The sequence below is a fragment of the Stenotrophomonas sp. PAMC25021 genome (assembly GCF_004795795.1).
GTDB classification, from domain to species: Bacteria; Pseudomonadota; Gammaproteobacteria; order Xanthomonadales; family Xanthomonadaceae; genus Stenotrophomonas; species Stenotrophomonas muris.
The window spans coordinates 2,250,027-2,275,849 of sequence record NZ_CP039255.1; the positions used below are offsets into that span (position 1 = coordinate 2,250,027).

The 25,823-nt window shown below is 67.9% G+C and carries 21 protein-coding genes and 1 tRNA gene; 8 read left to right on the top strand and 14 right to left on the bottom strand.

Going from position 1 to position 25,823, the window contains the following annotated elements; genetic code table 11:
• Positions 1 to 92 precede the first annotated feature (92 nt).
• Together mgtE and E5790_RS10600 are read left to right on the top strand one after the other, a co-directional pair.
• Positions 93 to 1,463: a magnesium transporter gene (gene mgtE / locus E5790_RS10595; RefSeq protein ID WP_014648829.1), complete on the top strand. Its 1,371-nt coding sequence runs from the start codon at positions 93 to 95 to the stop codon at positions 1,461 to 1,463.
• Positions 1,464 to 1,613: 150 nt separating this feature from the next.
• Positions 1,614 to 4,334: a bifunctional acetate--CoA ligase family protein/GNAT family N-acetyltransferase gene (locus tag E5790_RS10600; protein ID WP_111205364.1), complete on the top strand. Its 2,721-nt coding sequence runs from the start codon at positions 1,614 to 1,616 to the stop codon at positions 4,332 to 4,334.
• Positions 4,335 to 4,407: 73 nt separating this feature from the next.
• On the opposite strand, the gene E5790_RS10605 is transcribed toward E5790_RS10600, so the two are convergent.
• Positions 4,408 to 4,788 (bottom strand): YbjQ family protein, encoded by a 381-nt coding sequence (locus tag E5790_RS10605; RefSeq protein WP_014648827.1) that lies wholly within the window; start codon positions 4,786 to 4,788, stop codon positions 4,408 to 4,410.
• Positions 4,789 to 4,926: 138 nt separating this feature from the next.
• On the opposite strand from E5790_RS10605, the gene E5790_RS10610 reads away from it, so the two are divergent.
• The gene (locus tag E5790_RS10610; RefSeq protein WP_032960593.1) at positions 4,927 to 5,634 is read left to right on the top strand and encodes an alpha/beta hydrolase; all 708 of its coding nucleotides are present in this window, start codon (positions 4,927 to 4,929) and stop codon (positions 5,632 to 5,634) included.
• A gap of 162 nt (positions 5,635 to 5,796) precedes the next feature.
• On the opposite strand, the gene dkgB is transcribed toward E5790_RS10610, so the two are convergent.
• Together dkgB and E5790_RS10620 are read right to left on the bottom strand one after the other, a co-directional pair.
• Complete coding sequence (gene dkgB, locus E5790_RS10615; protein WP_014648825.1) at positions 5,797 to 6,606, bottom strand: 2,5-didehydrogluconate reductase DkgB; 810 nt, start codon at positions 6,604 to 6,606, stop codon at positions 5,797 to 5,799.
• A gap of 245 nt (positions 6,607 to 6,851) precedes the next feature.
• Entirely contained in the window at positions 6,852 to 8,972 is a 2,121-nt protein-coding gene (locus tag E5790_RS10620; RefSeq protein ID WP_111205363.1) for a methyl-accepting chemotaxis protein, read from the bottom strand.
• 183 nt (positions 8,973 to 9,155) lie between these two features.
• Here E5790_RS10620 and E5790_RS10625 point away from each other — a divergent pair, with 183 nt between their 5' ends.
• Both E5790_RS10625 and E5790_RS10630 read left to right on the top strand, forming a co-directional pair.
• A complete protein-coding gene (locus tag E5790_RS10625; RefSeq protein ID WP_014648823.1) occupies positions 9,156 to 9,611 on the top strand; it encodes an Rrf2 family transcriptional regulator in 456 nt (151 codons plus the stop codon).
• Positions 9,601 to 10,506, top strand: coding sequence for an NAD(P)/FAD-dependent oxidoreductase (locus E5790_RS10630; RefSeq protein ID WP_049442056.1), 906 nt, complete (start codon positions 9,601 to 9,603; stop codon positions 10,504 to 10,506). The genes E5790_RS10625 and E5790_RS10630 overlap by 11 nt, the downstream gene beginning before the upstream one ends.
• A 95-nt stretch (positions 10,507 to 10,601) precedes the next feature.
• Here the strand turns inward: E5790_RS10630 and E5790_RS10635 are convergent, their stop codons facing one another.
• The 4 genes from E5790_RS10635 to E5790_RS10650 all read right to left on the bottom strand — a co-directional run bounded on the left by E5790_RS10635 (position 10,602) and on the right by E5790_RS10650 (position 15,038).
• Positions 10,602 to 11,822, bottom strand: coding sequence for an RtcB family protein (locus E5790_RS10635; RefSeq protein ID WP_014648821.1), 1,221 nt, complete (start codon positions 11,820 to 11,822; stop codon positions 10,602 to 10,604).
• A 56-nt stretch (positions 11,823 to 11,878) separates the two neighbouring features.
• Positions 11,879 to 13,003, bottom strand: coding sequence for a slipin family protein (locus tag E5790_RS10640; protein WP_014648820.1), 1,125 nt, complete (start codon positions 13,001 to 13,003; stop codon positions 11,879 to 11,881).
• 356 nt (positions 13,004 to 13,359) lie between these two features.
• A tRNA-Gln gene (locus tag E5790_RS10645) sits at positions 13,360 to 13,432 on the bottom strand.
• A gap of 649 nt (positions 13,433 to 14,081) precedes the next feature.
• On the bottom strand, positions 14,082 to 15,038 hold the full coding sequence (locus E5790_RS10650) for an aldo/keto reductase (RefSeq protein WP_111205362.1): 957 nt from the start codon (positions 15,036 to 15,038) through the stop codon (positions 14,082 to 14,084).
• A 169-nt stretch (positions 15,039 to 15,207) separates the two neighbouring features.
• On the opposite strand from E5790_RS10650, the gene E5790_RS10655 reads away from it, so the two are divergent.
• Together E5790_RS10655 and E5790_RS10660 are read left to right on the top strand one after the other, a co-directional pair.
• Positions 15,208 to 16,065: a class I SAM-dependent methyltransferase gene (locus tag E5790_RS10655; RefSeq protein WP_111205361.1), complete on the top strand. Its 858-nt coding sequence runs from the start codon at positions 15,208 to 15,210 to the stop codon at positions 16,063 to 16,065.
• Positions 16,066 to 16,236: 171 nt separating this feature from the next.
• Complete coding sequence (locus tag E5790_RS10660; RefSeq protein ID WP_111205360.1) at positions 16,237 to 16,776, top strand: pseudouridine synthase; 540 nt, start codon at positions 16,237 to 16,239, stop codon at positions 16,774 to 16,776.
• A 93-nt stretch (positions 16,777 to 16,869) separates the two neighbouring features.
• On the opposite strand, the gene E5790_RS10665 is transcribed toward E5790_RS10660, so the two are convergent.
• Together E5790_RS10665 and hrpB are read right to left on the bottom strand one after the other, a co-directional pair.
• The gene (locus tag E5790_RS10665; protein ID WP_014648816.1) at positions 16,870 to 17,244 is read right to left on the bottom strand and encodes a hypothetical protein; all 375 of its coding nucleotides are present in this window, start codon (positions 17,242 to 17,244) and stop codon (positions 16,870 to 16,872) included.
• Between the two features lie 200 nt (positions 17,245 to 17,444).
• Positions 17,445 to 19,949: an ATP-dependent helicase HrpB gene (hrpB, locus tag E5790_RS10670; RefSeq protein WP_111205359.1), complete on the bottom strand. Its 2,505-nt coding sequence runs from the start codon at positions 19,947 to 19,949 to the stop codon at positions 17,445 to 17,447.
• 67 nt (positions 19,950 to 20,016) lie between these two features.
• On the opposite strand from hrpB, the gene E5790_RS10675 reads away from it, so the two are divergent.
• Positions 20,017 to 20,814: a TatD family hydrolase gene (locus E5790_RS10675; protein ID WP_046433165.1), complete on the top strand. Its 798-nt coding sequence runs from the start codon at positions 20,017 to 20,019 to the stop codon at positions 20,812 to 20,814.
• 55 nt (positions 20,815 to 20,869) lie between these two features.
• Here E5790_RS10675 and E5790_RS10680 read toward each other — a convergent pair whose 3' ends face one another.
• The 5 genes from E5790_RS10680 to E5790_RS10700 all read right to left on the bottom strand — a co-directional run bounded on the left by E5790_RS10680 (position 20,870) and on the right by E5790_RS10700 (position 25,750).
• Positions 20,870 to 21,754, bottom strand: a complete 885-nt coding sequence (locus E5790_RS10680; RefSeq protein WP_049442054.1) for an epimerase — start codon at positions 21,752 to 21,754, stop codon at positions 20,870 to 20,872.
• Positions 21,751 to 22,689, bottom strand: coding sequence for a 2-dehydropantoate 2-reductase (panE, locus tag E5790_RS10685; RefSeq protein WP_046433139.1), 939 nt, complete (start codon positions 22,687 to 22,689; stop codon positions 21,751 to 21,753). Before panE ends, E5790_RS10680 begins: the two co-directional genes overlap by 4 nt.
• 187 nt (positions 22,690 to 22,876) lie before the next feature.
• Positions 22,877 to 23,644: a hypothetical protein gene (locus tag E5790_RS10690; RefSeq protein ID WP_111205358.1), complete on the bottom strand. Its 768-nt coding sequence runs from the start codon at positions 23,642 to 23,644 to the stop codon at positions 22,877 to 22,879.
• Between the two features lie 349 nt (positions 23,645 to 23,993).
• Positions 23,994 to 24,785, bottom strand: coding sequence for an ABC transporter permease (locus E5790_RS10695; RefSeq protein ID WP_014038898.1), 792 nt, complete (start codon positions 24,783 to 24,785; stop codon positions 23,994 to 23,996).
• On the bottom strand, positions 24,782 to 25,750 hold the full coding sequence (locus E5790_RS10700) for an ABC transporter ATP-binding protein (RefSeq protein ID WP_005411567.1): 969 nt from the start codon (positions 25,748 to 25,750) through the stop codon (positions 24,782 to 24,784). Before E5790_RS10700 ends, E5790_RS10695 begins: the two co-directional genes overlap by 4 nt.
• Positions 25,751 to 25,823: the final 73 nt, after the last annotated feature.

The following is a 25,823-nucleotide window of genomic DNA, read 5'->3' on the forward strand; positions in this document are numbered from 1 at the left end:
TCGTTCGACGCCAGCGATGGCCACCGCCTGACACCGGGACGGTTTGCCTGCGTTGGCGTTGCGCGAGGTCGCATCCCCACAAGGCAAAACCGATGAACCAGAAGCAATTGCTGCGCCCGGTGGCCGATGCCGCCGCACTGGCCGCACCGCTGGCGAACTACAACACCGCCGACGCGGTGGAATTCCTCAACACGCTGGACCTGACCCGCGCCGCGGAAACGCTGGCTGCGCTGCCGTTGCCGCGTGCAGTGAAGATGCTCGAAGCGCCGGAGCTGCACCGCAGCGGTGAGCTGGTGGCCGCGCTGCCACCCGCGCGGGCTGCGGCGCTGCTTGGCCTGATGGCCGACGACCGCGCCACCGACATCGTCCACGAGCTGGATGAGGAAGAGCGCGCGCGGTTGATCCCGCTGCTGGGCACCGACGCCCGCCAGGTCATCCAGAAGCTGCTCAGCTACCCGCCGAACACCGCCGGCGCACTGATGACCACCGAGTACGTGGCGGTGCCCGCCAGCTGGACCGTGGCGCAGACCCTGCAGCACATCCGCCAGGTCGAGCGCACCCGCGAGACGGTGTACGCGATCTACGTGCTGGAGCCGGCCAGCCAGCAGCTGCAGCAGGTGGTGACCATGCGCCGGCTGATCACCGGCCTGCCCGAGGAATCGATCCTGGACGTGGCCCAGGTCAATCCGCCGGTAACAGTGGATGCGCTGATGGACCAGGAAGAGGTGGCACGGCTGATCCGCCGCCACGACCTGCTGGCGATTCCGGTGGTCGACGCGCAGCAGCAGATGCTCGGCATCGTCACCGTGGACGACGTGCTCGATGCGCTGATCGAGGAATCCACCGAGGACGCGCACAAGTTCGGCGGCATGGAAGCGCTGGACAAGCCGTACATGCAGATCGGCTTCTTCGAGATGCTGCGCAAGCGCGCCGGCTGGCTGAGCGTGCTGTTCCTGGGCGAGATGCTGACGGCCAGCGCGATGCAGCACTACGAGGACGAACTGGCGCGCGCGGTGGTGCTGACCCTGTTCATCCCATTGATCATGAGTTCGGGTGGCAATTCCGGCTCGCAGGCCACCTCGCTGCTGATCCGCAGCCTGGCACTGCGCGAACTGCGCCTGCGCGACTGGTGGAAGGTGGCCCTGCGCGAAGTGCCGACCGGCATGGTGCTGGGCGCCATCCTCGGCTGCCTGGCCATCGTGCGCATCGTGATCTGGCAGCTGGGCGGCCTGCACGACTACGGCGAGCACTGGATCCTGCTGGCGATCACCATCGGCGCCGCGCTGGTGGGCATCGTCACCTTCGGTTCGCTGTCCGGCTCGATGCTGCCCTTCATCCTGAAGCGGCTCGGCTTCGACCCGGCCAGCGCCTCGGCCCCGTTCGTGGCCACCCTGGTGGATGTGACCGGCCTGGTGATCTACTTCAGCATCGCCGCGATGATCCTGCACGGCACGCTGCTGTAACAAAACGTGCACGCCGGGGTCGGATCCCTTCGCGCAGCGAAGGGCTCTGACCCCGGATATCCGCAGCAGGGGATCAGAGCCCTTTCCTGCGAAAAGGGGTCCGACCCCGCCTCCGACCCCATCGCCACGGAATTTGGGTACCGTAGGCGCATGAGTACCTACCACCTGCAGTCCGTGTTCCGTCCGCAGTCGGTCGCGGTGATCGGCGGCAGCCCGCGCGAGCGTTCGGCCGGGCGCGCGGTGATGCGCAACCTGCGTGGCACCGGCTTCCCCGGCAAGGTGGCGTGGATCAATCCGCGGCATGCCGAGATCGATGGCATCCGCACGGTCAAGCGGCTGAAGGACCTGGACTGGGTGCCCGACCTGGTGGTGATCACCGCACCAGCGGCGATCGTGCCGCAGGTGGTGCGCACTGCCGCCGAACGTGGCGTGCAGGCGGCGATCATCCTCACCGCGCACCTGGGCGAAGGCCCCGGTTCGTTGTCTGCACAGGTAGAGGCGGTGGCGCGCAAGCATGGCCTGCGCATCCTCGGGCCGCATTGCCTGGGCGTGATCGCGCCGCACGCGCGGCTCAATGCCAGCATCGCCGCACATTTTCCGCAGGCCGGCGACCTCGCGCTGATCTCCGAATCCTCGGCCATTGCCGCCGCGCTGGTGGAATGGGGCGTGGCGCGCTCGGTCGGGTTCTCCGCCGTGGTCTCGCTGGGCGATACGATGGACGTCGACTTCGGCGACCTGCTCGACTACTTCGCCACCGACTACCGTACCCGCGCCATCCTGCTCTACGTCGAGCAGATCAAGGACGCGCGCAAGTTCATGTCGGCCGCGCGTGCCGCCGCCCGCGCCAAGCCGGTGGTGGTGGTGAAGTCCGGCCGCGCCGAGCGCGTGCAGCCGGGCAGCCGCGATACCCATGTGCAGGCCCTGGCCCGCGCCGATGATGTGTACGGTGCGGCCTTCAACCGCGCCGGGCTGCTGCGCGTCGGTGCGCTGGACGAGCTGTTCACCGCCGCCGAATCACTGGGGCGGCTGGGCACCTTCCCTGGCCGCCGCCTGGCCATTCTCAGCAATGGTGGCGGCGTCGGCCGCCTTGCCGTGGACCAGCTGATCGCGCTGCGTGGCACGCTGGCCACCCTGTCCGACAGCACGGTGCAGAAGCTCGATGCGGTATTGCCACAGGGCTGGTCGCGCAGCAATCCGGTCGACATCGTGGTCGACGCCGATGGTGACCGCTATGCCGCGGCCATCGAAGCGCTGCTGGCCGACAACGAGAATGACGCGGTGATGGTGGTCAACGTGCCGACCGCGTTCACCTCATCGGCGGACGCCGCGCAGGCACTCACCCGCACGCTCGGCCTGCGCCCGCGCCACCACCGCGACAAGCCGGTGTTCGCGGTGTGGCTGGGCAACGACGACCAGGCCACCGCCACGCTCAACGCGGCGCGGGTGCCGACCTATCCGACCGAGGCCGAAGCCGTACGTGGCTTCCAGCATCTGGTGCGCTACCGCGAAGCGCAGAACGCGTTGATGGAAACGCCGCCCAGCCTGCCGCAGGACTTCAGCGTCGACACGGCCGCCGCGCGCGCACTGGTCGATGCCGCGCTGGCCAACGGCCAGCAGTGGCTGGACCCGCTGGCTACGCATGAACTGCTCAAGGCCTACGGCATTCCCTCCGCGCCGGTGATGCATGCGCGTGATGCGCACGAGGCGATGGACCTGGCGCAGCCGCTGCTGGAACGCGGTGCCACGGTCGCGCTGAAGATTCTCTCGCCGGATATTCCGCACAAGTCGGAAGTGGATGGTGTGCGCCTGAACCTGTCCACGCTGCCGGCGGTGCAGAGCGCGGCCAACGCGATCCTGTCGCGCGCACGCCAGCTGCGGCCGGATGCGCGTACCGACGGCCTGCTGGTGCAGCCGACCATCGTGCGTCCGAAGGCGCGCGAGTTGATTGTCGGCATCGCCGATGACGCGACGTTCGGCCCGGTGATCGTGGTCGGTCGCGGCGGCACTGCCGTCGAAGTGATCAACGACAAGGCGCTGGCGCTGCCGCCGCTGGACCTGCGCCTGGCCCACGAGCTGATTGGCCAGACCCGCGCCTCGCGCATCCTCAAGGCCTACGGTGACGTGCCGGCGGCTGACGAGCGCGCACTGGCGCTGGCGCTGGTGAAGCTGGCACAACTGGCCGCCGACATTCCCGAAGTGCGTACGCTGGACATCAACCCGTTGCTGGTCGACGGCAAGGGCATCCTCGCCCTCGACGCCCGCGTAGCGGTGGCGCCGTCGCGCATCCTGCACAAGGGCCGCGGCCATCCACGTTTCTCGGTGTTCCCGTACCCGAAGGAGTGGGAGCGCACCATCGAACTGTCCGATGGCGGCCGTGCCTTCGTGCGCCCGGTGCGGCCGGAGGACGACGCGCTGTTCCGTGCGTTCTTCGCCCGCGTCAGCGACGAGGACCTGCGCCTGCGCTTCTTCCAGTCGGTGAAGCACTTCAGCCACGAGTTCATCGCGCGCCTGACCCAGCTCGACTACGCGCGCTCGATTGCGCTGGTGGCGATCGAACCGCGCAGCGGCGAGATGCTGGGCGCGGTGCGCCTGCACGCCGATGCCGATTACCACCGTGGCGAGTACGGCATCCTGATCCGCTCGGACCTGAAGGGCCACGGCATCGGCTGGCGGCTGATGGCGATCATGATCGAGTACGCCAAGTGGCTGGGCCTGGACGTGGTCGAAGGCCAGGTGCTGCGCGAGAACAGCACCATGCTGGCGATGTGCCAGAGCCTGGGCTTCAAGACGAAGCTGGACCCGGACGACCCGACGGTGATGATGGTGACCCTGCCGGTGCAGCAGGTCGAGGTGCCCGACGTGCCATTGTAGAGCCGAGCCCACGCTCGGCTGCCTTGCATCACACGGGCACGCCTGAGCCGGGCATGGGCTCGGCTCTACAGCTTCAACGCATCGGTTCCACCACCACCGCCGTGCCATAGCACAGCACTTCGGTAAGCCCGGTCATCACATCGGTGGCGTCGTAGCGCATGCCGATGATGGCGTTGGCACCCAGCTGCCGTGCATGCTTGACCATGTCGCGGTAGGTTTCCTCGCGGGCCTGTTCGCACAGTTCGGTATAGATGGTGATGTTGCCACCGAAGAGCGTCTGGATACCGCCGAGGAAGTTGCCGACGATCGAGCGCGAGCGCACGGTGATGCCGCGCACCACACCGAGGTTGCGCACGACGCGGTGCCCAGGCAGCTCGAAGGCGGTGGTGACCAGCGCATCATCGAAGCGGAGCGCGGGTGGGGTGGGGGTGCCGCTGTTGTAGGGGTCTGCCATGGTCGCGTCCGTATCGCTGCCTTCTGAGAGTCGAGCCATGCTCGACGGGCCGTGCAGCAGTCGAGCATGGCGCGACCCTACAACGCAACCGCCTGTTGCGGCATGGTTCCGTCACCGTGCTGGCGCGACAATACCCCCATGACCGACCGTATTCCCCTGCTGCTGCTGCCCGGCCTGCTCAACGATGCCGAGCTGTGGCGCGCGCAGCTGGCCGACCTGGCCGACATCGCCGACTGCACAGTAGGCGACCAGACCCGTGGCGAGACCCTGCAGGCGGTGGCCGAGGACGTACTCGCACAGGCACCGGAGCGCTTTGCGCTGGCCGGTTTCTCATTGGGCGGCTTCGTCGCCCAGCAGATCCTGCGCATTGCGCCGGAGCGCGTGCTGCAGCTGGCGCTGATCGATACCTCGATCCACGCCGATTCACCGGAACGTGCCGAGCAGCGCCGCAGCCAACGTGCCAGCGTGCGCCTGCCGGGGAAGTTCCACGGCTTCGGCGATGTGCTGATGCGCAGCTACATCGATGCGTCGCGGCTGGATGACTACGTGCTGGTGCAGCGCGTGCGCGACATGACCGCCCGCCTGGGCGCGGACGTGTTCCTGCGCCAGAGCGCGCTGGAACGCCGCGATGGCCATGATGTGCTGGCCGGCTACCGCGATCCGCTGCTGATCGTGTGCGGCGCGAACGATCGCATCACGCCGCTGGCGGTGAGCGAGGAAATGCACGCGATGGTGCCGCACTCGCAGCTGGTGGTGGTGCCTGACTGCGGGCACCTGGCACCGATGGAGAAGCCGGACGAGGTCAGTGCGGCGATGCGTGGGTGGTTGCTGCAGGGCAGGGGATGATCCCCACCCTCTCGTAGGTGCCGACCTTGGTCGGCACGGTGTTCCAACGATCGATCAGGGCTCAGTGCCGACCAAGGTCGGCACCTACCTGTAGAGCCGAGCCATGCTCGGTTCCGGGGAGGCAGCAGCCGAGCGTGCGCTCGGCTCTACAGCACCACTGCCTCAATCCCAGGCCGGGGCGATGCCTTCCGGGTTGGCCAGGCGATGGCCGCGGTCGAGCTTGGCGATCTGTGCCATGTCTTCGTCGGTCAGGCGGATCGCTGCCGCTTCCAGGTTGCTCGCCAGGTTCTCGCGCTTGGTCGAGGACGGAATGACCGAGAAACCCTGCTGCAGCGCCCAGGCCAGCGCGACCTGCGCCGGCGTGGCCTGGTGGCGTCCGGCAATGGCCTGGATCACCGGGTCCTTGATCACCTCGCCGTAGGCCAGGCTCATGTAGGCGGTGATGTGGATGCCGTTGTCCTGCAGGAACTTCACCAGCAGGCGATTCTGCAGGTAGGGGTGGATTTCGATCTGGTTGGTGGCAATGGCACCGGCGCCGAGGATGCCGATCGCCTTGCGGGTCTGCGCGATGGTGAAGTTGGAGATGCCGATCTCGCGGGTCAGGCCCTGCGCCTTGGCTTCAGCCAGTGCGGCCAGGTACTCCTCCATCGGCACGTCGACCTTGTCGTTCGGCGATGGCCAGTGGATCAGCGCCAGGTCGACGTACTCGGTTCGCAGCTTTTCCAGGCTGGTGCGCAGGCTGGCGAGCAGCGCATCGCGCTTGAACGCGGTGATCCAGACCTTGGTGGTCAGGTAGATGTCGTCGCGCGGCACGCCGGAATCGGCGATGGCCTGGCCGACCTCGGCTTCGTTGCCGTAGATCTGCGCGGTATCGATGGCGCGGTAGCCGACCGCCAGCGCGTTGCGCACGGAGTCGATCACGGTCTGGTCTTTCAGGCGGAAGGTACCGAGACCGAAGGCGGGGACAGTCATGGGGGCTCCAGCAGAGGGGGAGGGAGGCGGGAATATCCACGAAAGGGTAGGCCAGCGGCCGTGTGCATGCCGGCAACGGTGCATTGCATCGACGTGTACGACGGCAGGTGGTGGTGGGTGCGGACCGTTGGTCCGCACTGTTCATGCCGCCACCCATGCAGCGTTGGACGCGGCCGGCCAGCGGCCGGCACTCCCCCTGTCTGCGCTCGACGGTAGTGCCGGCCGCTGGCCGGCAACCGGATCAATCAAGCCGCGCGTGCCAGCCCGCCCTTCGCCGCCGCCGTGGTCGACAGGTCGAACACATCCACCGCATCGATCAGGCGGTTGGCCTGCTGCTCCAGGCTGCGCGCGGCGGCGCTGGCTTCTTCCACCAGCGCGGCGTTCTGCTGGGTCGTGCCGTCCATCTGGATCACGGTCTGGCTGACCTGTTCGATGCCCGCGCTCTGCTCCTGCGAGGCCGCGGAGATCTCGGCCATGATGTCGGTCACGCGCTGCACCGATGCAACGATCTCGGCCATGGTGTCGCCTGCCTCGCGCACGCGCTGTGCGCCATGGCCAACCTGTTCCACCGAGGCTTCGATCAGTGACTTGATCTCCTTCGCGGCTGCCGCCGAGCGCTGCGCCAGCGTGCGCACTTCGCTGGCGACCACCGCGAAGCCGCGGCCCTGTTCTCCGGCGCGTGCCGCTTCCACCGCGGCATTCAGCGCCAGGATGTTGGTCTGGAAGGCGATGCCATCGATGACGCTGATGATCTCGGCGATCTGCCGCGACGAGGTCTCGATCGCGCCCATCGTCGCCACCACCTGGCCGACCACGCTGCCACCGTGCGAGGCGACCGTATGGGCGCCGATCGCCAGCTGGTTGGCCTGGCGCGCATGTTCGGCGTTCTGGCGCACGGTGGAGGTCAGCTCCTCCATCGATGCCGCGGTCTCCTCCAGGTTGGCCGCCTGCTGCTCGGTGCGGCGCGACAGGTCATTGTTGCCGGCGGCGATCTCCGCGGCGGCGGTGTGGATGTTGCCGGAGGCGTGCTTGATGTCGGTGACGATGGTCGCCAGCTGCGTGGCGGTGGTATTGGCATCGCCGGCGATACGGGCGAACACCCCCTGGAAATCACCGTGCATGCGCGCGCCGAGACGGCCATCGGCGATCGCGCGCAGCATCGTCGAGACTTCGCCGAGGTTCAGTTCGGTAGTCTGCATCAGGCGGTTCAGGCCTTCGACCATTGCACGGAAATCATGCTCGAAGCGGGCAGTGTCGCCGCGCTGGCTGAAGTCACCGGCGGCCGCCGCCTCGGCCAGGCGGCGGATCTCGCCATTGATCAGGCCGAGGTTGTGCTTGGCCATATCCAGCGCTTCGGTGATCACGGCCTTCTCGCCGGGCAGGCGTTCCATGTCCTGGCTGAGGTCGCCGACCGCGTAGCGGCCCATGATCGAGATCGCGCGCATCTTCACCCGGATATGCGCATCGACCAGTGCGTTGCAGTCGGCCACCATGGTGCCGAACGCGCCGGGGAAGGCAGCGGCGTCCATGCGATGGCTGATGGTGCCGGCTTCGTGCGCCTGCGCCATCGCGGCCTGTGCATCCAGCACGCTGCGCAGCGTGGATTGCACCGCCTGCATGGCCTGCGCGAGGCGACCGAGCTCGTCGCGGCTGCGCACCTGTACTGCGTGCTGCAGGTCACCGGCGGCCACCGCGCGCGCCGCTGCTTCCACTGCCAGCACCGGCTGCACCACCGCACGCCGCAGCCACCAGGCCAGACCGATCAGCAGCAGCACGGCGGCCAGCACGGTCAGCGCCGCGCACAGCAGCAGGGTCTGCCGGGCCTGCTGCGAACGTGCCGCCAGCGCCGCTTCAGCCACCTGCGTGGCGTGCGTGCTCAGCGCATCCAGAGCCATCGCCACCGGGCGATCCTTGCCGCGCACCAGGTTGTCGCCGGCCGCGGGATCGTAGCCGGCCGCGGCAAATGCCTGCAGCGCCGCGTGATAGTCCTGCTGCAGCTGCGCGTGCAGGCCAACGAACGCCTGCGCCAGCTCACGCGTGCGCGGGTCCGGGCTGGTGGCCAGACCCTTGGCCAGTTGCCCGACCAGGCGGCCTTCGCTGTCGAAGCCATCCAGGTGGCGTTGGCGCAGCGCATCGTCGTGCCCGCGCAGCAGCACGTTCTTCCATTCCTGCACCTGGCCACGGAACTCACGCTGCAGGCGTTCGGCATCGCGGCTGTGCGCGACTTCGGGCGGGACCTCGGTGGACAACTTCAACCAGGCGGAGGCCAGGCCTGCCAGCGCGCACAGCAGGACCACGGCCAAGCCAACAGAAACCGCGCCGAGCAGCTTGGACTGCAGGCGCGGAGCACGGACAGACGCATTCATCGGGAAGCACTCTCGGGAAGGGGCAATGCGGTATCGACCCGCTACGCTTCCGCTGAAGTGCGACGAACATCACATTAGCGTTTCGTTTAGTGATGTGAAGGAAGTGTTTCATAGGACAAATGTGTCCATATGGAACAAATGCGGACCCTGGACAGGGGATATAAATGTAACTAATGTAGTTACATGAAATCCGCGAACCCGCTCTCTGACGCCCTGCACGTGATGGCGCATCTGGTCGGCCAGGATGGCCCGCGCACCTCCGGGCAGCTGGCGTCCTGCCTGCCGACCCATCCGGTGGTGATCCGCCGTCTGCTGGCGCAGCTGCACAAGGCCAGCTTGGTACGCAGCACCCGCGGTCATGGCGGTGGCAGCCAGCTGGCCCGCGACGCTGCAACGATCACCCTGCATGACATCTATCTGGCCGTGGGCGCACCACCGCTGGTGCAGGTCGGCGCCCGCGACGCCGGCGGCGGCTGCCCGATCCAGCAGCTGGTCAACAGCGCGCTGCTGGAGGGGGCACGCGAGGCACAGCGGTTGCTGGAGGCGCGCCTGCGGGCGACCACGCTGGACCAGCTCGGCGCCGACTTCGCCCGCCATCTCGCCCATCACCGTTCCCTGGAAGGTCCTCATGAATCCTGATGTGCTCATCGTCGGCGGCAGCTACGCCGGCATTGCCGCCGGCCTGATCCTGGCCCGCGCCCGGCGGCCGGTCACCGTCATCGACGCCGGCTCGCCGCGCAACCGCTTCGCCAGCCATTCGCACGGGGTGCCAGGGCTGGATGGCATCAGCGGCGCCGAGCTGCTGAAGACCGCGCGCCAGCAGCTGCTGGATTACCCCAGCGTGCGCTGGGTGCATGCCGAGGCTGTGCAGGCCAACGCCAGCGCAGAGGGCGTGGAAGTACGTACCGCCGATGGCCAGGTGCTGGCCGCGCGCAAGCTGCTGCTGGCCAGCGGTATCGCCGACCAGCTGCCGGAACTGCCCGGGCTGGCCGCGCGCTGGGGCAGCACCGTGCTGCACTGCCCCTACTGCCATGGTTACGAAGTGGGTGGCGGCGCCATCGGCCTGCTTGGCGGCCATCCGATGTCCGCCGGCAAGGCGCCGCTGTTTGCCGACTGGGGCAATGTCACCTTCTTCAGCCAGGGCCTGCCGATCACCGATGAGGAACGGGCTGCCATGCAGCAGCGCGGCGTGCAGATCGAGACGTCGCCGGTGCTGGGCGTGCAGGGCGACCAGCCGACCTGGCTGGAAGTGGAGCTGGCCGATGGCCGCCGCATCGCCCAGCGTGCGCTGTTCGTACCGGCCACCCAGGCGATGGCCACGCCATTGGTGCAGCAGCTTGGCTGCACCTTGGTCGAGAGCCCGCTGGGGGTGCTGATCGAGGTCGACATGATGAAGCAGACCTCGGTGCCCAACGTGTATGCCGCAGGCGATGCGACGACGGTCGGCAACATCACCCTGGCCATGGCCGAAGGCGTGCGCGCGGGCATCGGCGTGCATCATGCGCTGGTGGCCGAAGACAGCGTGCCGCGCTGAATGTGCCGGGGTCAGATCCCTTTCGCAGAAAGCGATCTGACCCCCGACGTGACGTACTACTCTGGTAGAGGCCGGCCTTGGCCGGCACTGCTCCGTTACCCCTTCACGCACAGCACCTGGCGCAGGGTGTGCACCACCTCGACCAGGTCCAGCTGTGCGGCCATCACATCGTCGATCGACTTGTACGCGGCCGGTGACTCGTCCAGCACGCCGCTGTCCTTGCGGCATTCCACGTGCGCGGTGGCCTCGCGGTGCTGGGCCAGCGTGATCTGCTGGCGCGCCGTGCCACGGCTCATCACCCGGCCGGCACCGTGGCTGCAGCTGTGGAAGCTGTCGGCGTTGCCCTTGCCGCGCACGATGTAGCTGCGCGTGCCCATGCTGCCGGGAATGATGCCCAGCTCGCCTTCGCGCGCACTCACCGCCCCCTTCCGGGTCACCAGCAGTTCCTGGCCGTGGTGCGTCTCCTTCTGCACGTAGTTGTGGTGGCAGTTCACCGCCATCGCTGCCAGCTGGAACTTCGGCAAGCGGTGGCGCATCTCGGCCAGCACGCGCGACATCATCGCCTCGCGGTTCTGCCGGGCGTAGTCCTGCGCCCACGACACGGCTTCGACGTAGTCATCGAACAGCGGCTCGCCTTCCATGAAGAACGCCAGGTCCTTGTCCGGCAGGTGGAAGCCGAGCACGCGCCGGGCCAGTTCCTCGCGCGCCTTCTCGATGAAGTAGGTGCCGATCAGGTTGCCGGTGCCGCGCGATCCGCTGTGCAGCATCACCCACACCGTGTCCGTCTCGTCCAGGCACAGTTCGATGAAGTGGTTGCCACCACCCAGCGTACCCAGCTGGCGGTCGAGCTTGTCGGTGCGGATTCTGCGGTGCCTGTCCTTGATCTTCTCCAGGCCGGCGGCCAGCCCGGACTGCACGAGCCGCGTGTGGATGCTGTCGGGCATGCGGTGATGCTCGCCGCCGCGTCCGTTGCCGACCGGAATGCTGCGCTCGATGCTGTTGCGCAGCTGCCGCAGGTCGTCGGGCAGGTCGTTGGCGCGCAGCGTGGTGCGTACCGCCGCCATGCCGCAGCCGATGTCGACGCCGACCGCGGCCGGGATGATCGCACCGCGGGTCGGGATCACCGAGCCGACGGTCGCGCCCTTGCCCAGGTGCACGTCCGGCATCACGGCCACCCACGGCCCGACGAACGGGATCGCGGCGATGTTGCGCAGCTGCTCATGCGCCTGCGCTTCCAGCGGCACACCGTTGACCCAGCCCTTGATCGGCGTGGTGCCCTCGGCGTGCAGCCATTGATAGTTGTGTTGAGTGTCCATGTCTTCGTGTATGTCCTTGATGGGCCGGCGGCGCGTCCCTGCGCCGCCGCTACCCCCTACCTGATCGTCACCAGCTGCTTCAGCACGCCATCCAGGCCGCCGAACACGGTGAGCGTGTCGATCTTCTCGGTGACCTTCTCCAGTGCCTCCAGCTCCTTCAAGCGCATCAGCACCGGGTTGTCCTCGATCAGCTTTGCGGTGTTGAGCTGCGAACGCGTGGCGTTGGCCTCCTCGCGGCGACGGATCACGCTGGCCTGGGCCTGCTTCTCGGCCAGCACCACGCCATTGAGGATCTCCTTCATCTCGCCCGGCAGGATCACGTCCTTGATGCCCACGCCGAGCAGCCGCACGCCGTGGCCCTCGATCGCGGCCTGCACATGGGCGGCGATCTCGCCGTCCAGCGCCGCCTTGTCGCCCAGCAGCTCGTCCAGGCTGCGCGCGGCTATCGCCTGGCGCAGGCCGAACTGCAGCTGCCGGTAGACGAACTCATCGGCATTGCTGAGCGTGCGGTGTGCACGCACCGGGTCGATCACCTGCACGGTCGCGGCCAGGTTCACCCGCAGGGTCACCTTGTCGCGGCTGAGCAGCTCCTGGCCGGACACGTCCAGCGAACGTGCACGCAGTTCCACGCGCTCCACCGACACGTTGCCGTTGAAGTTCCAGAACGCGTGCAGGCCGGCGTCCAGCGTCTGCCGCAGCGTGCCATCGATGAACAGCAGGCCGACCGACTCGCTTGGCACGGTGCTGATCACCGCCACACGCGGCAGCACGCCCAGCTGGCCCAGGCGTTGCTGCACGTCCGCCGGGATGCGCGGCTCGTCACCCAGCGCCATCACGCGTACCTGGGTGTCGACCGAACCCCGCCAGTACAGACGGCGGCTGCCCGGCGGCAGCACTTCATCGATGCGGCCGTTGCGCAGCAACAGGCCGACTTCGGTGGCGCTGACATTGGCCAGCACGAAGTGCGTGTCCAGCGTCGCGCCCAGTGCCTCGATCAGGCTGTCCTGGTCGCTGCCGGTATAGGCCGCGCCCTTCGATGCGGTGTGGATGTCCACGTGCGGGCGGCCGCCGAACGGCGACAGGCGGTGCACGCCCGGCAGCAGCATCTGCTGGAAACGACGGTTGCGATACACCAGGCCGCGCTCGCCGTCGCCGATCACGACCTTGATGGTCCAGAACATGGGAGTCTCTCCTTGTATGGCTCTGGTGGTTCGACCCGTTGCGGATGAATCGCCATGACCCGGGTCGATCAGGTCGTGGCGCGGCCGCCTGCACACCACGTGCAGGCAGCGGAAGAGGGCGGCCATCGGCGGACGGTCCGCGCGCGGAGCCTTCGGTGCGCCGGCAGTGCTGCCATCGCCGTTCCCGGCAGGCAGCACCGGGGCGGAACGTGGCTGGCAGTGGCGGCGGGCCGGGGCCCGGCGTGCGGTCCGTTGCCTTCCACGCCCCGCCCGAAGGCGATGGCGGTGGACGGCGACAATGGCCGCTGGGGCTTGCGCCCCGGGTGTTGCTTCAAGTCATGACGTGACAGGTCATGTGGTTTGGAGTGGGAGTCGAACCCACGACAGACGGAATCAGGATCCGTTGCTCTACCCTGCTGAGCTATCCAGTTGGGGACCGCGCGGAATCGAACCGCGTACCGGCGAACCGGCGCCTGCCTCCAGCAGGCGATCCAGGCGATGGCATGTCCGCGACCTCCGGCATACGCCACGGCAACGCCGCGCGCACCAGCCCGTGATGGAAACGGGACCGTTGGAGAATCGAGGGTGCAGGCCACCGACATTATCGACGAGCGATAATGTTTTGATGCGATGCAGATAATGTCCTGGCGCAGCCGATCGCGCGAAGTAAATCCTTCGGCGGGGCGGGAGAAACCTGGGTCAGTGAGCGGCGGGTTGCCGCGCGGGGTGCAGTTCTGGCATCGCGGGTCCTTGTGCCGACGCAAACGAAAACGCCCCCGGGACTTGCGTTCCGAGGGCGTCGTCAGGCCTCGGAGATCGGGGTGGCCGATCTCCGCAGGGCGGGTATCAGGCCGTTGTCAGCTGGTCTTCCTTGCCGAACGCGCGCGCCAGCCCGTCCATGCGCAGGCATGGCAGCAGTTTGGCGATGGCGACGGAATGCGCGTTCAAGGGAAGTTTCCAGAGGTTGTTGAAACGAGGTGCGCACGATAAACCACGATTTAGTCGCGTGCAACCATTTTGTTCAATTGTTTTCTTCGGCACGTGGGCAATGCCGGCCAGCGGCCGGCGCTACCGGGCCTCACGCTTCGGCGCTGGCGGCATCCAGCTGCGCGACATCCTGCACGCTCAGCGACACGTTGGCCGCTGCCAGCAGATCGTGCAGCTGTTCGACGCTGGTGGCGCTGACGATCGGCGCGGTGATCGACGGCCGCGCGATCTGCCATGCCAGTGCGATCTGTGCGGCGCTGGCACTGTGCTTGCTGGCCACGTCATCCAGCGCCTGCAGGATGCGCAGGCCGCGCGGGTTCAGATAGCGCTTCACCACCGTTTCGCCACGTGCCGGGCTCTTGGCCGCATCGGCCGGTGTGCGGTACTTGCCGCTGAGGAAGCCACTGGCCAGGGCGTAGTAGCCGATCACGCCGATCTGTTCGCGCTGCACCAGCGGTTCCAGCTCATTCTCGTAGCCGGCACGGTCGTACAGGTTGTACTCCGGCTGCAGGGTTTCGTAACGCGGCAGCTTGTAGTCGGTGGACACCTTCAGCGCATCGGCCAGGCGCGTGGCGCTGTAGTTGGAGGCACCGATGGCGCGCACCTTGCCGGCTTCGATCAGGCGGCCGAACGCGGCCAGGGTCGCTTCCAGTGGCGTCGACTCATCATCCTCGTGGGCCTGGTACAGATCGATCACGTCGGTCTGCAGGCGGCGCAGCGAATCCTCGACGGCCGCATTGATGTTGTCCGGGGTCAGGCCGGGGCGTTCGGCCCATTTGGCCACCTTGGTCGCCAGCACCACCTTGTCGCGCTTTCCGCTGCGCGCGAACCATTTGCCGATCAGCGTTTCCGATTCGCCGCCGGCGTTGCCCGGCACCCAGGCCGAATACACATCGGCGGTGTCGACCAGGTTGAAGCCGGCGTCGACGAAGGCATCGAGCAGGGCGAAGCTGGCCTTCTCATCGGCGCTCCAGCCGAACACGTTGCCACCGAAGGCGAGCGGACGTACATGCAGGCCGGAACGGCCCAGTTCGCGGGTTGCCGTCATGGGCACGGACTCCTTGGGGGAAGTGCTCCAGAATAGAACGCGTAGTGTGACCGTGCTGCGGCGGCGACCACAAAACAGTGTTCCGCGATACGCACGCGGCTAACGTTTTGTGAACACCTGGGGCGCCGCGGCTGCTAGTCTCGCCGCATCTTCCGCTGGAGTCGCTCCGATGATGCCTGCTTCGTCCCTGCGTGGTTGCCGCCTGCTGCTTGCTTCGGCCCTGCTTGCCGCTGTTCCCGCGTTTGCCGCACCGGCCACGGTCGCGCCGGCGAAGATCCAGGTGTCGCCGGCCATCGACGCGGCGGTGAAGGCGCCCACCCGCGATGCCAACAACGTCAAGCGCGACGGTTTCCGCCACCCGGCGCAGACGCTGTCGTTCTTCAAGGTGACGCCGGAAAAGACCGTCATCGAGATCACCCCCGGCAACGGCTGGTACTCGGAGATCCTGGCGCCGCTGCTGCACGACAAGGGCCACTACGTTGCTGCGGTGGTCGATCCGATGGCGGTGCCCGAAGGCCGCGGCCGTGACTACCAGCAGCGCAGCCGCGACAGCCTGGAAAGGAAGTACGCCGCTGCACCGGCACAGTTCGGCAAGACTGCCGTGGTCGCCTACGATCCGGCCAAGCCGGTGTTCGGCCCGGCCGGTTCAGCCGATGTGGTGCTGACCTTCCGCAACGTGCACAACTGGCGCAAGGCCGGCCAGGCGCAGGGCATGTTCCAGGGCTTCTTCAACGTGCTCAAGCCGGGCGGCGTGCTGGGCGTGGTCGAGCACCGCGCCAAGGCCGACGTGGCTGACGACGATGACACCGGCTATGTCGGCCAGCAGCAGGTGATCGCGATGGCCGAGGCCGCCGGCTTCAAGCTGGACGCGCGCAGTGAGGTCAACGCCAACCCGCGCGACACCAAGGACCACCCGAACGGCGTGTGGACGCTGCCGCCGACCAACCAGCACGACAAGGCCGATGATGCGAAGTACCGGACGATCGGCGAAAGCGACCGCATGACCCTGCGCTTCATCAAGCCGTAAGAGGGGTGCCGGGCTGGCGCATGCTGACTCTGTAGAGCCGAGCCCATGCTCGGCTGCTGTTGCGTTCCGCCGTGCTGTGCGCGATGAGCCGAGCATGGGCTCGGCTCTACAGCCGAGTGGCGCGTGGCGCGGCATGGGACAATGCGCCACCCGCCGACTGCCGTGCCCGCAATGCTGATCGCCTTCAACAAGCCCTTCAACGTGCTCTGCCAGTTCACCGACCGCAGCGTACCGCCGCGACCGACGCTGTCCGGGTTCGGCCTGCCGCCGCGCGTGTATGCCGCCGGTCGCCTGGACCATGACAGCGAAGGCCTGCTGCTGCTGACGGATAACGGCACGCTGGCGCACACGTTGACCGACCCGAAGCACAAGGCCGACAAGACCTACTGGGTGCAGGTGGAAGGCACGCCCAGCGATGAGCAGCTGCAACGGTTGCGCGATGGGGTGGAGCTGAATGACGGGCCGACCTTGCCGGCGAAGATCGAGCGCCTCGATCCGGCGCCGTCGCTGTGGACACGCGATCCGCCGGTGCGCTTCCGCAAGACCGTGCCCGATGCCTGGCTGGCGATCACGATCCGCGAGGGCCGCAACCGCCAGGTGCGGCGGATGACCGCGGCAGTGAACCTGCCAACGCTGCGGCTGGTGCGGGTGGCGATGGGGCCCTACCGGCTGGACGACCTGCAGCCGGGGCAGTGGCGGCAGATCGGTTGAAACAGAAAGGGCCGGATACCTCGCGGCATCCGGCCCTCTCGTAGCTGGTAGGGTCAGAGCCCTTCCTGCGGAAGGGCTCTGACCCGGGCAGCTTCACGCGTCGCTGCCGATATCGCTGTGCTCGTCCACCACGGTGTCGTTGCGACGGTCGCGTGCGTGGATGCGCTGCGCCTGCCCATTCACCACGTGGCCATTGGCAGCCTTCTTCTTCTGCTGCTTGCGGTACAGCGCATAGCCCAGCAGGCCGACGCCGACGGCAGCCGCGGCAATGGTCACGGCCGGGTTGCGGCGGGCGAACTTGGTGGCGACCTTGCCGCCGGTCTTCACTGCGCCGAGGGCGGCGCCGGTCTTGATCCAGTCCGCGTTGCGCAGGCTGCCACCGGCGCTCTTCAGGCCATCGCCGGCGGTGTGGGCCAGCTCCAGGGCGCGCTCCAGAGCGCGGTCGGTGATTACGGTCAGCTTGCTCATGCGGGGGTCCTTTGCCTCGGGTCGAAGTCCAGTGTCGCGTGTTGCCCGTAAACGGTATGTCAGTCGGGGACGCACGTGGTGTGACTTTACCGCAGCCATTCAGGATCAGGCAGGCTCCGCACCCGGTAGTGCCGGTCGCTGGCCGGCAATGCTCTCCGCCTGGTGCCAGGGGGCTGTCGGCCAGCGGCCGGCACTACCAATCAGGTTCCGCGCGGCTTGGCCCGGTGCGTGGCCGTCGCCGTCCACGGATCATCCGGCCATGGGTGGCGCGGGTAACGGCCCTTCATCTCCTTTTTCACTTCGGCGTAGGTGCTTTCCCAGAAGTTGCGCAGATCCTGGGTGACCTGCAGCGGGCGGCCGCCGGGGGAGAGCAGGTGCAGGGTCAGCGGCACGCGGCCATCGGCGATGCGCGGCGTGTCGGCCAGGCCGAACAGTTCCTGCAGCTTCACCGCCAGCACCGGCGGCAGCGGATCGCCGCTCTCGCTGTCCAGCGCATAGGTGATCGGCCGCTCCAGTCCGGACGGCACGGTGATGCGGGTCGGCGCATGACGCTCGACCAACTGCCGTTGTGACCACTCCAGTGGCGATTTCAGCGCCTCGCCGAAGCTGGATTCATCCAGCGCATCCAGTCGCGTCCTGCCGGCGAACGCGGGCTGCAGCCATTGCGCGCGCGTGGCCAGCAGGGCATCGTCGCTGCAGTCGGGCAGGCCGAGCTCGGGCATCCAGCGCCGCAGCGATTCCACCCGTGCCTGCCACTGGCGCAGGCCCTCGGTCCACGGCAGCGCCTGCAGGCCGAGCTCGGCCACCGCATCGGTCAGCGCCTGCGCGGCGTGCTGCGGATCGACCCGGCCGGCCGAGCGGCTGTCCAGCACGATCCGGTCGAAACGGGTCTCGCGCAGCGCCACCAGGGCGCGTCGCTCGCTCTCCCAGCGCACCACGTCTTCGGTGACGAAGCGCTCCGGCCATGCCTTGCGCAGCTGGCCTTCATCCACCGGTGCGGCACGCAGCAGCAGCGCATCGCGCGCCTCGAAGCGCAGTTCGCTGGCCACCAGCCACGGCTCACCGCGCAGGTCACTCAGTTCGTGCAGGCGCGCGCTGCGGCCATTGGCCAGCAGGTAGCGCAGCGGATCGCCGGGATGCTGGAAACCGATCCGGTCGGGAAAGGCGTGTGCAAGCAGATCGCCCAGTTCGTGCGCCTCGATGCTGGCCGGCGGCGTAGCCTCGCAGCGCAGGCGGCGACGCCACTGCTTGGCGGCGGCATCAATGGCGGCCAGCCCGCTGCGGTTGGCATCGCCCGGCGCGCGGCCAGTGCGGAACGCGGCCAGTGCGCGCCAGCGGGCCGCCAGCGCGTCACCGCCCTGGCGCAGCGGGTCGCGCGCTTCCAGCAGGGCGGCCAGATCGGCGGCCAGCGCCTGCGCGCGGGCATCGGGCGCTGCCAGCAGCATCGCCGCCATCCGCGGGTGCGTACCCAGCGCCAGTACACGGCGCCCGAGTGCGGTGATCGCGCCCGAGTCCGACAGTGCACCCAGGCGTTGCAGCAGTTCGCGCGCCGCACCCATCGGGCCGGCTGGTGGCGGGTCGAGGAAGCGCAGGTCGCTGCTGCCCCACGCGGCCAGTTCCAGCGCCAGTCCGGCCAGTTCCACCTGGTCGATCTCCGCGCGGCGCTGCGGCTCCAGCCGCTGCGACTGCGGCCACAGCCGCCAGGCCACGCCCTCGGCCACGCGACCGGCACGGCCCGCGCGCTGGTCGGCCGACGCCTGCGCGATGGCCACCACGTCCAGCCGGGTGAAGCCGCTGTTGGGGTCGTAGCGCGGCTCGCGCGCCTGGCCGCTGTCGATCACCACGCGCACGCCGGGCAGGGTCACCGACGACTCGGCCACGTTGGTCGCCAGCACCACGCGACGGCGGCCATCGCTGGCGGCCTGCAACACGCGCGCCTGTTGTTCGACCGGCAGCTCGCCATGCAGCGCCAGCACCTCGACGTTGCCATCGAGTGACTCCTGCAGGCCGGCCTGGACGCGCGCGATCTCGCGCTGGCCGGGCAGGAACACCAGCAGGTCACCGGGGTGCTCGGCCAGTGCCTGCTGCACCGCGCGGCGCACCTGCAGTTCCAGGGCTTCATCGCGGCGCGCCGGGAAGTGGCTGATCGCCACCGGATAACTGCGGCCCTCGCTGCTCAGCCGCGGCGCATCGAGGAAGCGTGCCAGCCGCTCGCCGTCCAGCGTGGCCGACATCACCACCAGGCGCAGGTCGTCGCGCAGCTGCGCCTGCACGTCCAGCGCCAGCGCCAGGCCCAGATCCCCACTGAGATGGCGCTCGTGGAATTCATCGAACAGGATCGCGCCGACGGTTTCCAGCATCGGGTCGTCCTGCAGCATCCGGGTCAGGATGCCCTCGGTGACCACCTCGATGCGGGTGCGCGCGGATACCTTGTTCTCGGAGCGGATGCGGTAGCCGACCGTGCCGCCGACCTCCTCACCCAGCTGCCGTGCCATGAACAGCGCCGCGCTGCGCGCGGCGACCCGGCGTGGTTCCAGCAGAATGATCTTGCGGCCCTGCAGCCACGGCGCGTCGAGCAGCGCCAGCGGCACCTGGGTGGTCTTGCCGGCACCGGGCGGGGCCTCCAGCACCAGCCGTGGTTGCACGGCCAGCTGCTGCTGGATCTGCGGCAGCAGCGGGGAAATCGGGAAGAGCGGGGCGTTCATATGCAAAGGATAAGGGGCCACGGCAGGCGCAGGTACAATGCGCGGGCACTTTTCCCCCGCGATGACCATGCACCTGATCGATATCGGCGCCAACCTGACCCACGACTCCTTCGACCGCGACCGCGATGCCGTGCTGGACCGCGCGCGCCAGGCCGGCGTGGTGCAGATGGTCATCACCGGTGCCAGCCGCGAGCACTCGCCACTGGCCCTGCAGTTGGCCCAGCAGCACCCCGGCTTCCTGTACGCCACCGCCGGCGTGCACCCGCACCACGCGGTGGAATACACCGAGGAATGCGATGCCGAAATGCGCGCGCTGCATGCCCACCCGGAAGTAGTGGCGGTGGGGGAGTGCGGGCTGGACTACTTCCGCGATTTCTCGCCGCGCCCGGCCCAGCACCGCGCGTTCGAGCGCCAGCTGCAGCTGGCCGCGGACAATGGCAAGCCCCTGTTCCTGCACCAGCGCGATGCGCATGCCGATTTCATGGCACAGATGAAGAACTTCGAAGGCCGCATCGGCCCGGCGGTGGTGCATTGCTTCACCGGTGAGCGTGACGAGCTGTTCGACTACCTGGACCAGGACTGGTACATCGGCATCACCGGCTGGCTGTGCGACGAGCGCCGTGGCGCGCACCTGCGCGAACTGGTGAAGAACATCCCGGCCAACCGCCTGATGATCGAGACCGACGCACCGTACCTGCTGCCGCGCACGCTGAAGCCGATGCCGAAGGACCGCCGCAACGAACCGATGTTTCTCTCGCACATCGTGGAAGAACTGGCGCGTGACCGTGGCGAGGACGTGGCAGTTACCGCCGCGAATGCAACGGCCGCGACGCGTACGTTCTTCCGCCTGCCCGGCGCAGGTTGATGGTAGTGCCGGCCGCTGGCCGGCAACACGGTTGATTGCCGGCCAGCGGCCGGCACTACCGGAGCAGGTCGCGCAGGCCCTCACGGTAGCTGGGGAACCGCGGCGCCCACGCCAGTGCTTCACGCGTGCCACGGCTGTCGATGCGCTTGTTGCTCTGGTAGAAGCGTCGCAGGGTCGGGCTGAGTGCAGGGTCGTCCCATGCCACGGCAGGTGGCATCGCAAACCCGCCCAGCTGCGCGGCGAAGGCCAGTACCTCCTGCGGCGGTGCCGGCTCGTCATCGGCCGGCAGATACAGGCCATCCACGCACGGCCGCTGCATCGACGCGATAACGACCGTCACCAGGTCATCCACGTGCAGCCGGTTGAATAGCAGCCCGGGACGCACTACGTGGCGGGCACGTCCCTGCGCCAGCTGCAGCAGCGCATTGCGCCCCGGCCCGTACAGGCCGGGCAGGCGGAACACTGCCGATGCGATGCCGCGTTCTCCTGCAAGCGCACGCCATTGCGCTTCGGCCCGCAGGCGCTGCACGCCGGCTGCTTCAGTGGCATCGGCTGCGCTGCGCTCGTCGACCCAGCCGCCGGCGCGGTCGGCATACACCGAGGTGGACGACAGATAGCCCACCCAGCGCAATGCCGGGCTGGCCCGCAGCGCGGGCAACAGCAGGCGCAGTGCAGGATCGCCATCGGCGTCGGGTGGCACACTGCACAGTACGGCCTCGGCCTGCGCGATCTCATCGAGCAGGGCGGGCGATGGCGTGGCATCGGCACCCAGCGGATGGCGACGCAGACCATCGCGTGGTGCCGATGCGGGATCGCGTACCGTGCCGGCGACGTGTGCGCCCAATGCCTGCAGATGTCGGGCCATCGCACCGCCACTCCAGCCCAGCCCGAGGATCAGCACCCGCGAGGGCGATGCACTGGCGGCGGAGATGATGCTCACGCGCCGCGCAGTGCCTGGTAGGCCTGCAGGCTGCTGTAGGCGACCTGCAGCAGCAGGGCTTCCTGGTCGGCCTTGCGCGCGCGGGCCAGCATGTCGCCGACGATCTGTTCGGCCTCCACCTGTTGGCCGGCTTCCAGGTCACGCAGCATCGATGCCTTCAGTGCCGAGCCGGCCTGGGTCAGGGTGTCGCGCGCGGTGTCCTGCGCGGCCACGGGAACCGGTTCACCGGCGGCTTCGGCCACGGCCAGGCATTCGTCGTACAGGCCGCGCACGATCGCCTCGCCATCATCGGTGGCAACGATGGTGCCGATGTCGGCGCGCAGCAGGCAGGTCGCCGCCGCCAGCGCGGTAAGGAAGGTGTACTTGATCCATTGTTCCTGGCCGATGTGTTCGCTGGCCAGGTGATCAAGATGGGCCTGCGCGCAGACCGCAGCGAAGGCGCGCACGCGCGCCGAGGCCGCGCCGCTGTCGCGCTCGCCGAAGGTGAGCTTGGCCGGTTTGCCCAGGTGCAGCACCGCACCGTCGGGGGCCTTGGTGGCGCTGATGAAGCACAGGCCACCAAGCACGGCGTCGCGGCCGAAGCGCGCGTCCAGTGCGTTGTAGTGATGCAGGCCGTTGAGGATCGGCAGCACGGTGGTGCCTGCGCCCACGGCCGGGGCAATGGCGTCGATCGAGCTGTCCAGGTCGTAGGCCTTGCAGCTGAGGATGACCAGGTCGAACGGCTTCTGCGCGGCCAATGCGGGCAGTGCATCAGCGGTGACATGCTGCACGGGGAAGCTGGCATCGCCGAGCGGGCTGCGGATGACCAGGCCGTCGCGATCCAGCTGGGCGGCGCGCGCGGGGCGCACGAGGAAGGTCACGTCCACACCGGCCTGGGCCAGGCGACCACCGAAGTAACCGCCGGTACCGCCGGCGCCGAGGATCAGGATGCGCATTGCACGTTCACCGTGTTCTGGGGAATCAGGATTTCGATTGTGCCGGAGATCGCGGCCAACGGCGGTGCCACTCGTGGTGGTTCGCGGAAAGCACGGTTCAGTGGGGTTGGCCGGGTGCGGCCACCACGGAAGACAGATCAGGAGCGGAAGCGGGCCGCTCGCTGCGCGAGCGCGTGTAGAACCGCGCTCAGGGCAGCTGTTCGCTGAAGCCTTCGGTGTATCCCAATAGAAGCGTGGTGCGGGAGGACAGCGTTGCAGCCAGTTGTAACCAGGTGTCGTGCGTTCCGGCAGCGTAGACGCGCTGCAGGTCCGCGACCAGAGCGTCCGCTTCCGCAGGCGACGGCGCGCTGTCACGCTGGAAGCCCAGCCACGATGCGCCAAGCCCGAACAGGCGGTAGTCGTAATGCTCTTGCAGGTGCCGGATCAGGGCGTGGTTCTGGAAGATGTTCCAGTCCGCGCTGAAGTAGCCGTTGGGCAGGGCGGCGATCAGCAGGTCGTCACGATCCACGGGCACCTGTTGCACGTAGACCACCTCGTCGACGATGAGATCCGGTGCGGCATTGGCCGCGACCAATGCCTCGATGTCCGCGTCATTGCACATCAGCGTGCCCGCCAGCGTGCTCCATTCCAGCCGATGCGTCGAATGCTCAAGCTGCGCGACCACATGCGCCAGCAACCGCCCGCGTGCCGCCAACGCATCGTCGGGGGTTGCCGGGTCTTCGTTCTCGTAGAGCGCGATGCGCGCGTCGTCTGACGCGTGCATGCTGGTGTAGCGGCACTGGCCGGCATCATCGAGCGTGCACAGGTAGCGATACCGGGGATCAGCCGCGTGCCGCGAGGCCAGGTATTCCAGCACCTCATCCAGCGTGGGTGAATCGCCCAGCAACGCATGGCTGAAGGCATCGATGGGGCCGTCCGACACGGCTTTGTCCAGCGCAATGGAAGTGATCTTCATCGCCACAGCCTAGCTGCAATCCCGAACGAGAAAAGCGGAACATCGGCTTTGCCGTGAAAGCTCCATCCACGCATGGCGTCGATCCATCGTGTCGACCAAGGTCGACACCTACCAGCAGCAGCGGAGAACGACATCCCGGCAGATCGCCGGAATTTGTCGAAGGCGGGGTGGGTCCGATTGCGGGGGTGTCCGCGGCATGGATGCCGCGGCCAAGCCCCCAGGGATGGGTTTACGGCGTCCCCCGCAATCGGACCCACCCCGCCATCCCCCGGATAGTCAGCTTTTGCCGTTGCCGTTGAAGTTGACGTTGATTCGGCGGGTGCAGGGCCGCAGGCCCTGCAGGCCACCCTTAGCTGCGCATGCCCACGCCACGGCGCAGCAGCCACAACGCCAGCGCCGTCAGCGCCACCACGAAGCCGATCATCAACCCATAGGCCACCGGCAGCGGCACATCGCTGCTGCCCAGCAGGCCATAGCGGAACGCATTGACCATGTAGAAGATCGGGTTCGCGTGCGTGGCCGCTTCGGCCCAGCCCGGCAGCAGCTTCACCGAATAGAACACGCCACCCAGGTAGGTCAGCGGGGTCAGGATGAAGGTCGGCACGATCGCCACGTCGTCGAACTTCTTCGCATACACCGCATTGATGAAACCGGCCAGCGAGAAGATCGTCGCGCCCAGGATCACCGTGGTCAGCATCACCAGCGGGTGCGGAATGCGCACCGGGGTGAAGAACATCGCGATGATCAGCACGATCACGCCCACCATCAGGCCGCGCAGCACGGCGCCGGCCACGTAGCCCCACAGGATCACCCAGTTCGGCATCGGGCTGACCAGCAGCTCTTCCACGTGGCGGCCGAACTTGGCACCGAAGAACGAGGAACTGATGTTGCCGTAGCTGTTCTGGATCACGCTCATCATCACCAGGCCCGGCACGATGAACTGCATGTACGTGTAGCCGCCCATGTCACCCACGCGCGACCCGATCAGGTTGCCGAAGATCAGGAAGTACAGGGTCATGGTGATCGCCGGCGGCACCAGGGTCTGGCCCCAGATGCGCATGATGCGGGCGACTTCGCGGCGCACGATGGTCATCAGTGCGATGCGGTTGCGCTGGCCGTCGGTCAGCTCGGTGGTGCTCATGCAGGCTTCTCCAGGTTGCCGGTGAGGCGCACGAACAGCTCCTCCAGGCGGTTGCTCTTGGTACGCATCGAACGCACGCGGATACCGGCCTCGTTGAGCGTGGCGAACACGCGGTTGAGGTCCATTGCGCGCGGCATGTCGATGTCCAGCGTGTGCGGGTCCGGCGCGGTCAGGGTCGCGCCCTCGATCACCGGCAGCTGCGCCGGCAGGTCACCGTCGATGTCCAGCAGGAAGCCCTCCACGTCCAGCTTGGCCAGCAGGGTGCGCATCGGCCCCTGCTCGACGATCTGGCCATGGTTGATGATCGCCAGGTGGCGGCACAGGTACTCGGCTTCTTCCAGATAGTGCGTGGTGAGGATGATCGTGGTGCCGGCAGCGTTGATCTCCTTCAGCACGCGCCACATGTCGCGGCGGATCTCGATGTCCACGCCGGCGGTCGGCTCATCCAGGATCAGCAGGCGTGGGCGGGTCATCATCGCGCGGGCGATCATCAGCCGGCGCTTCATGCCGCCGGACAGCGTGCGGCTCATCACCTGCGCCTTTTCCCACAGGTGGGCCCGCTTCAGTTCCTCTTCGGCGCGCTGCTCCGCTTCCTCGCGCGGCACGCCGTAGAAGCCGGCGTAGTTCACCAGGATGTCGAAGGGCTTTTCGAACAGGTTGAAGTTGATTTCCTGCGGCACCAGCCCGATCAGGCGCATGGTGGCGCTGCGGTTGCGCACCAGGTCGCTGCCGAACACCTCCACCTGGCCCTCGCTGAGGTTGACCAGGGAGCTGATGATGCCGATCAGGGTGGACTTGCCGGCACCGTTGGGGCCCAGCAGGGCGAAGAAGTCGCCCGGGGCCACTTCCAGGGAAACCCCCTTCAGGGCCTGGGTGCCGTTGTCGTAGGTCTTGCGCAGGTCGCGCACGCGCAGGGCGGGCGCCGTATCGTTCTGGGATGCCAAGCTCGAAGCCTTCGCGCCCATGGGCTGGCGCTGGAGAGGGGCGGGGAGGGGCTATTATAGAAGACCCCGAGGGCTTGCCCCGGCTACACACTGT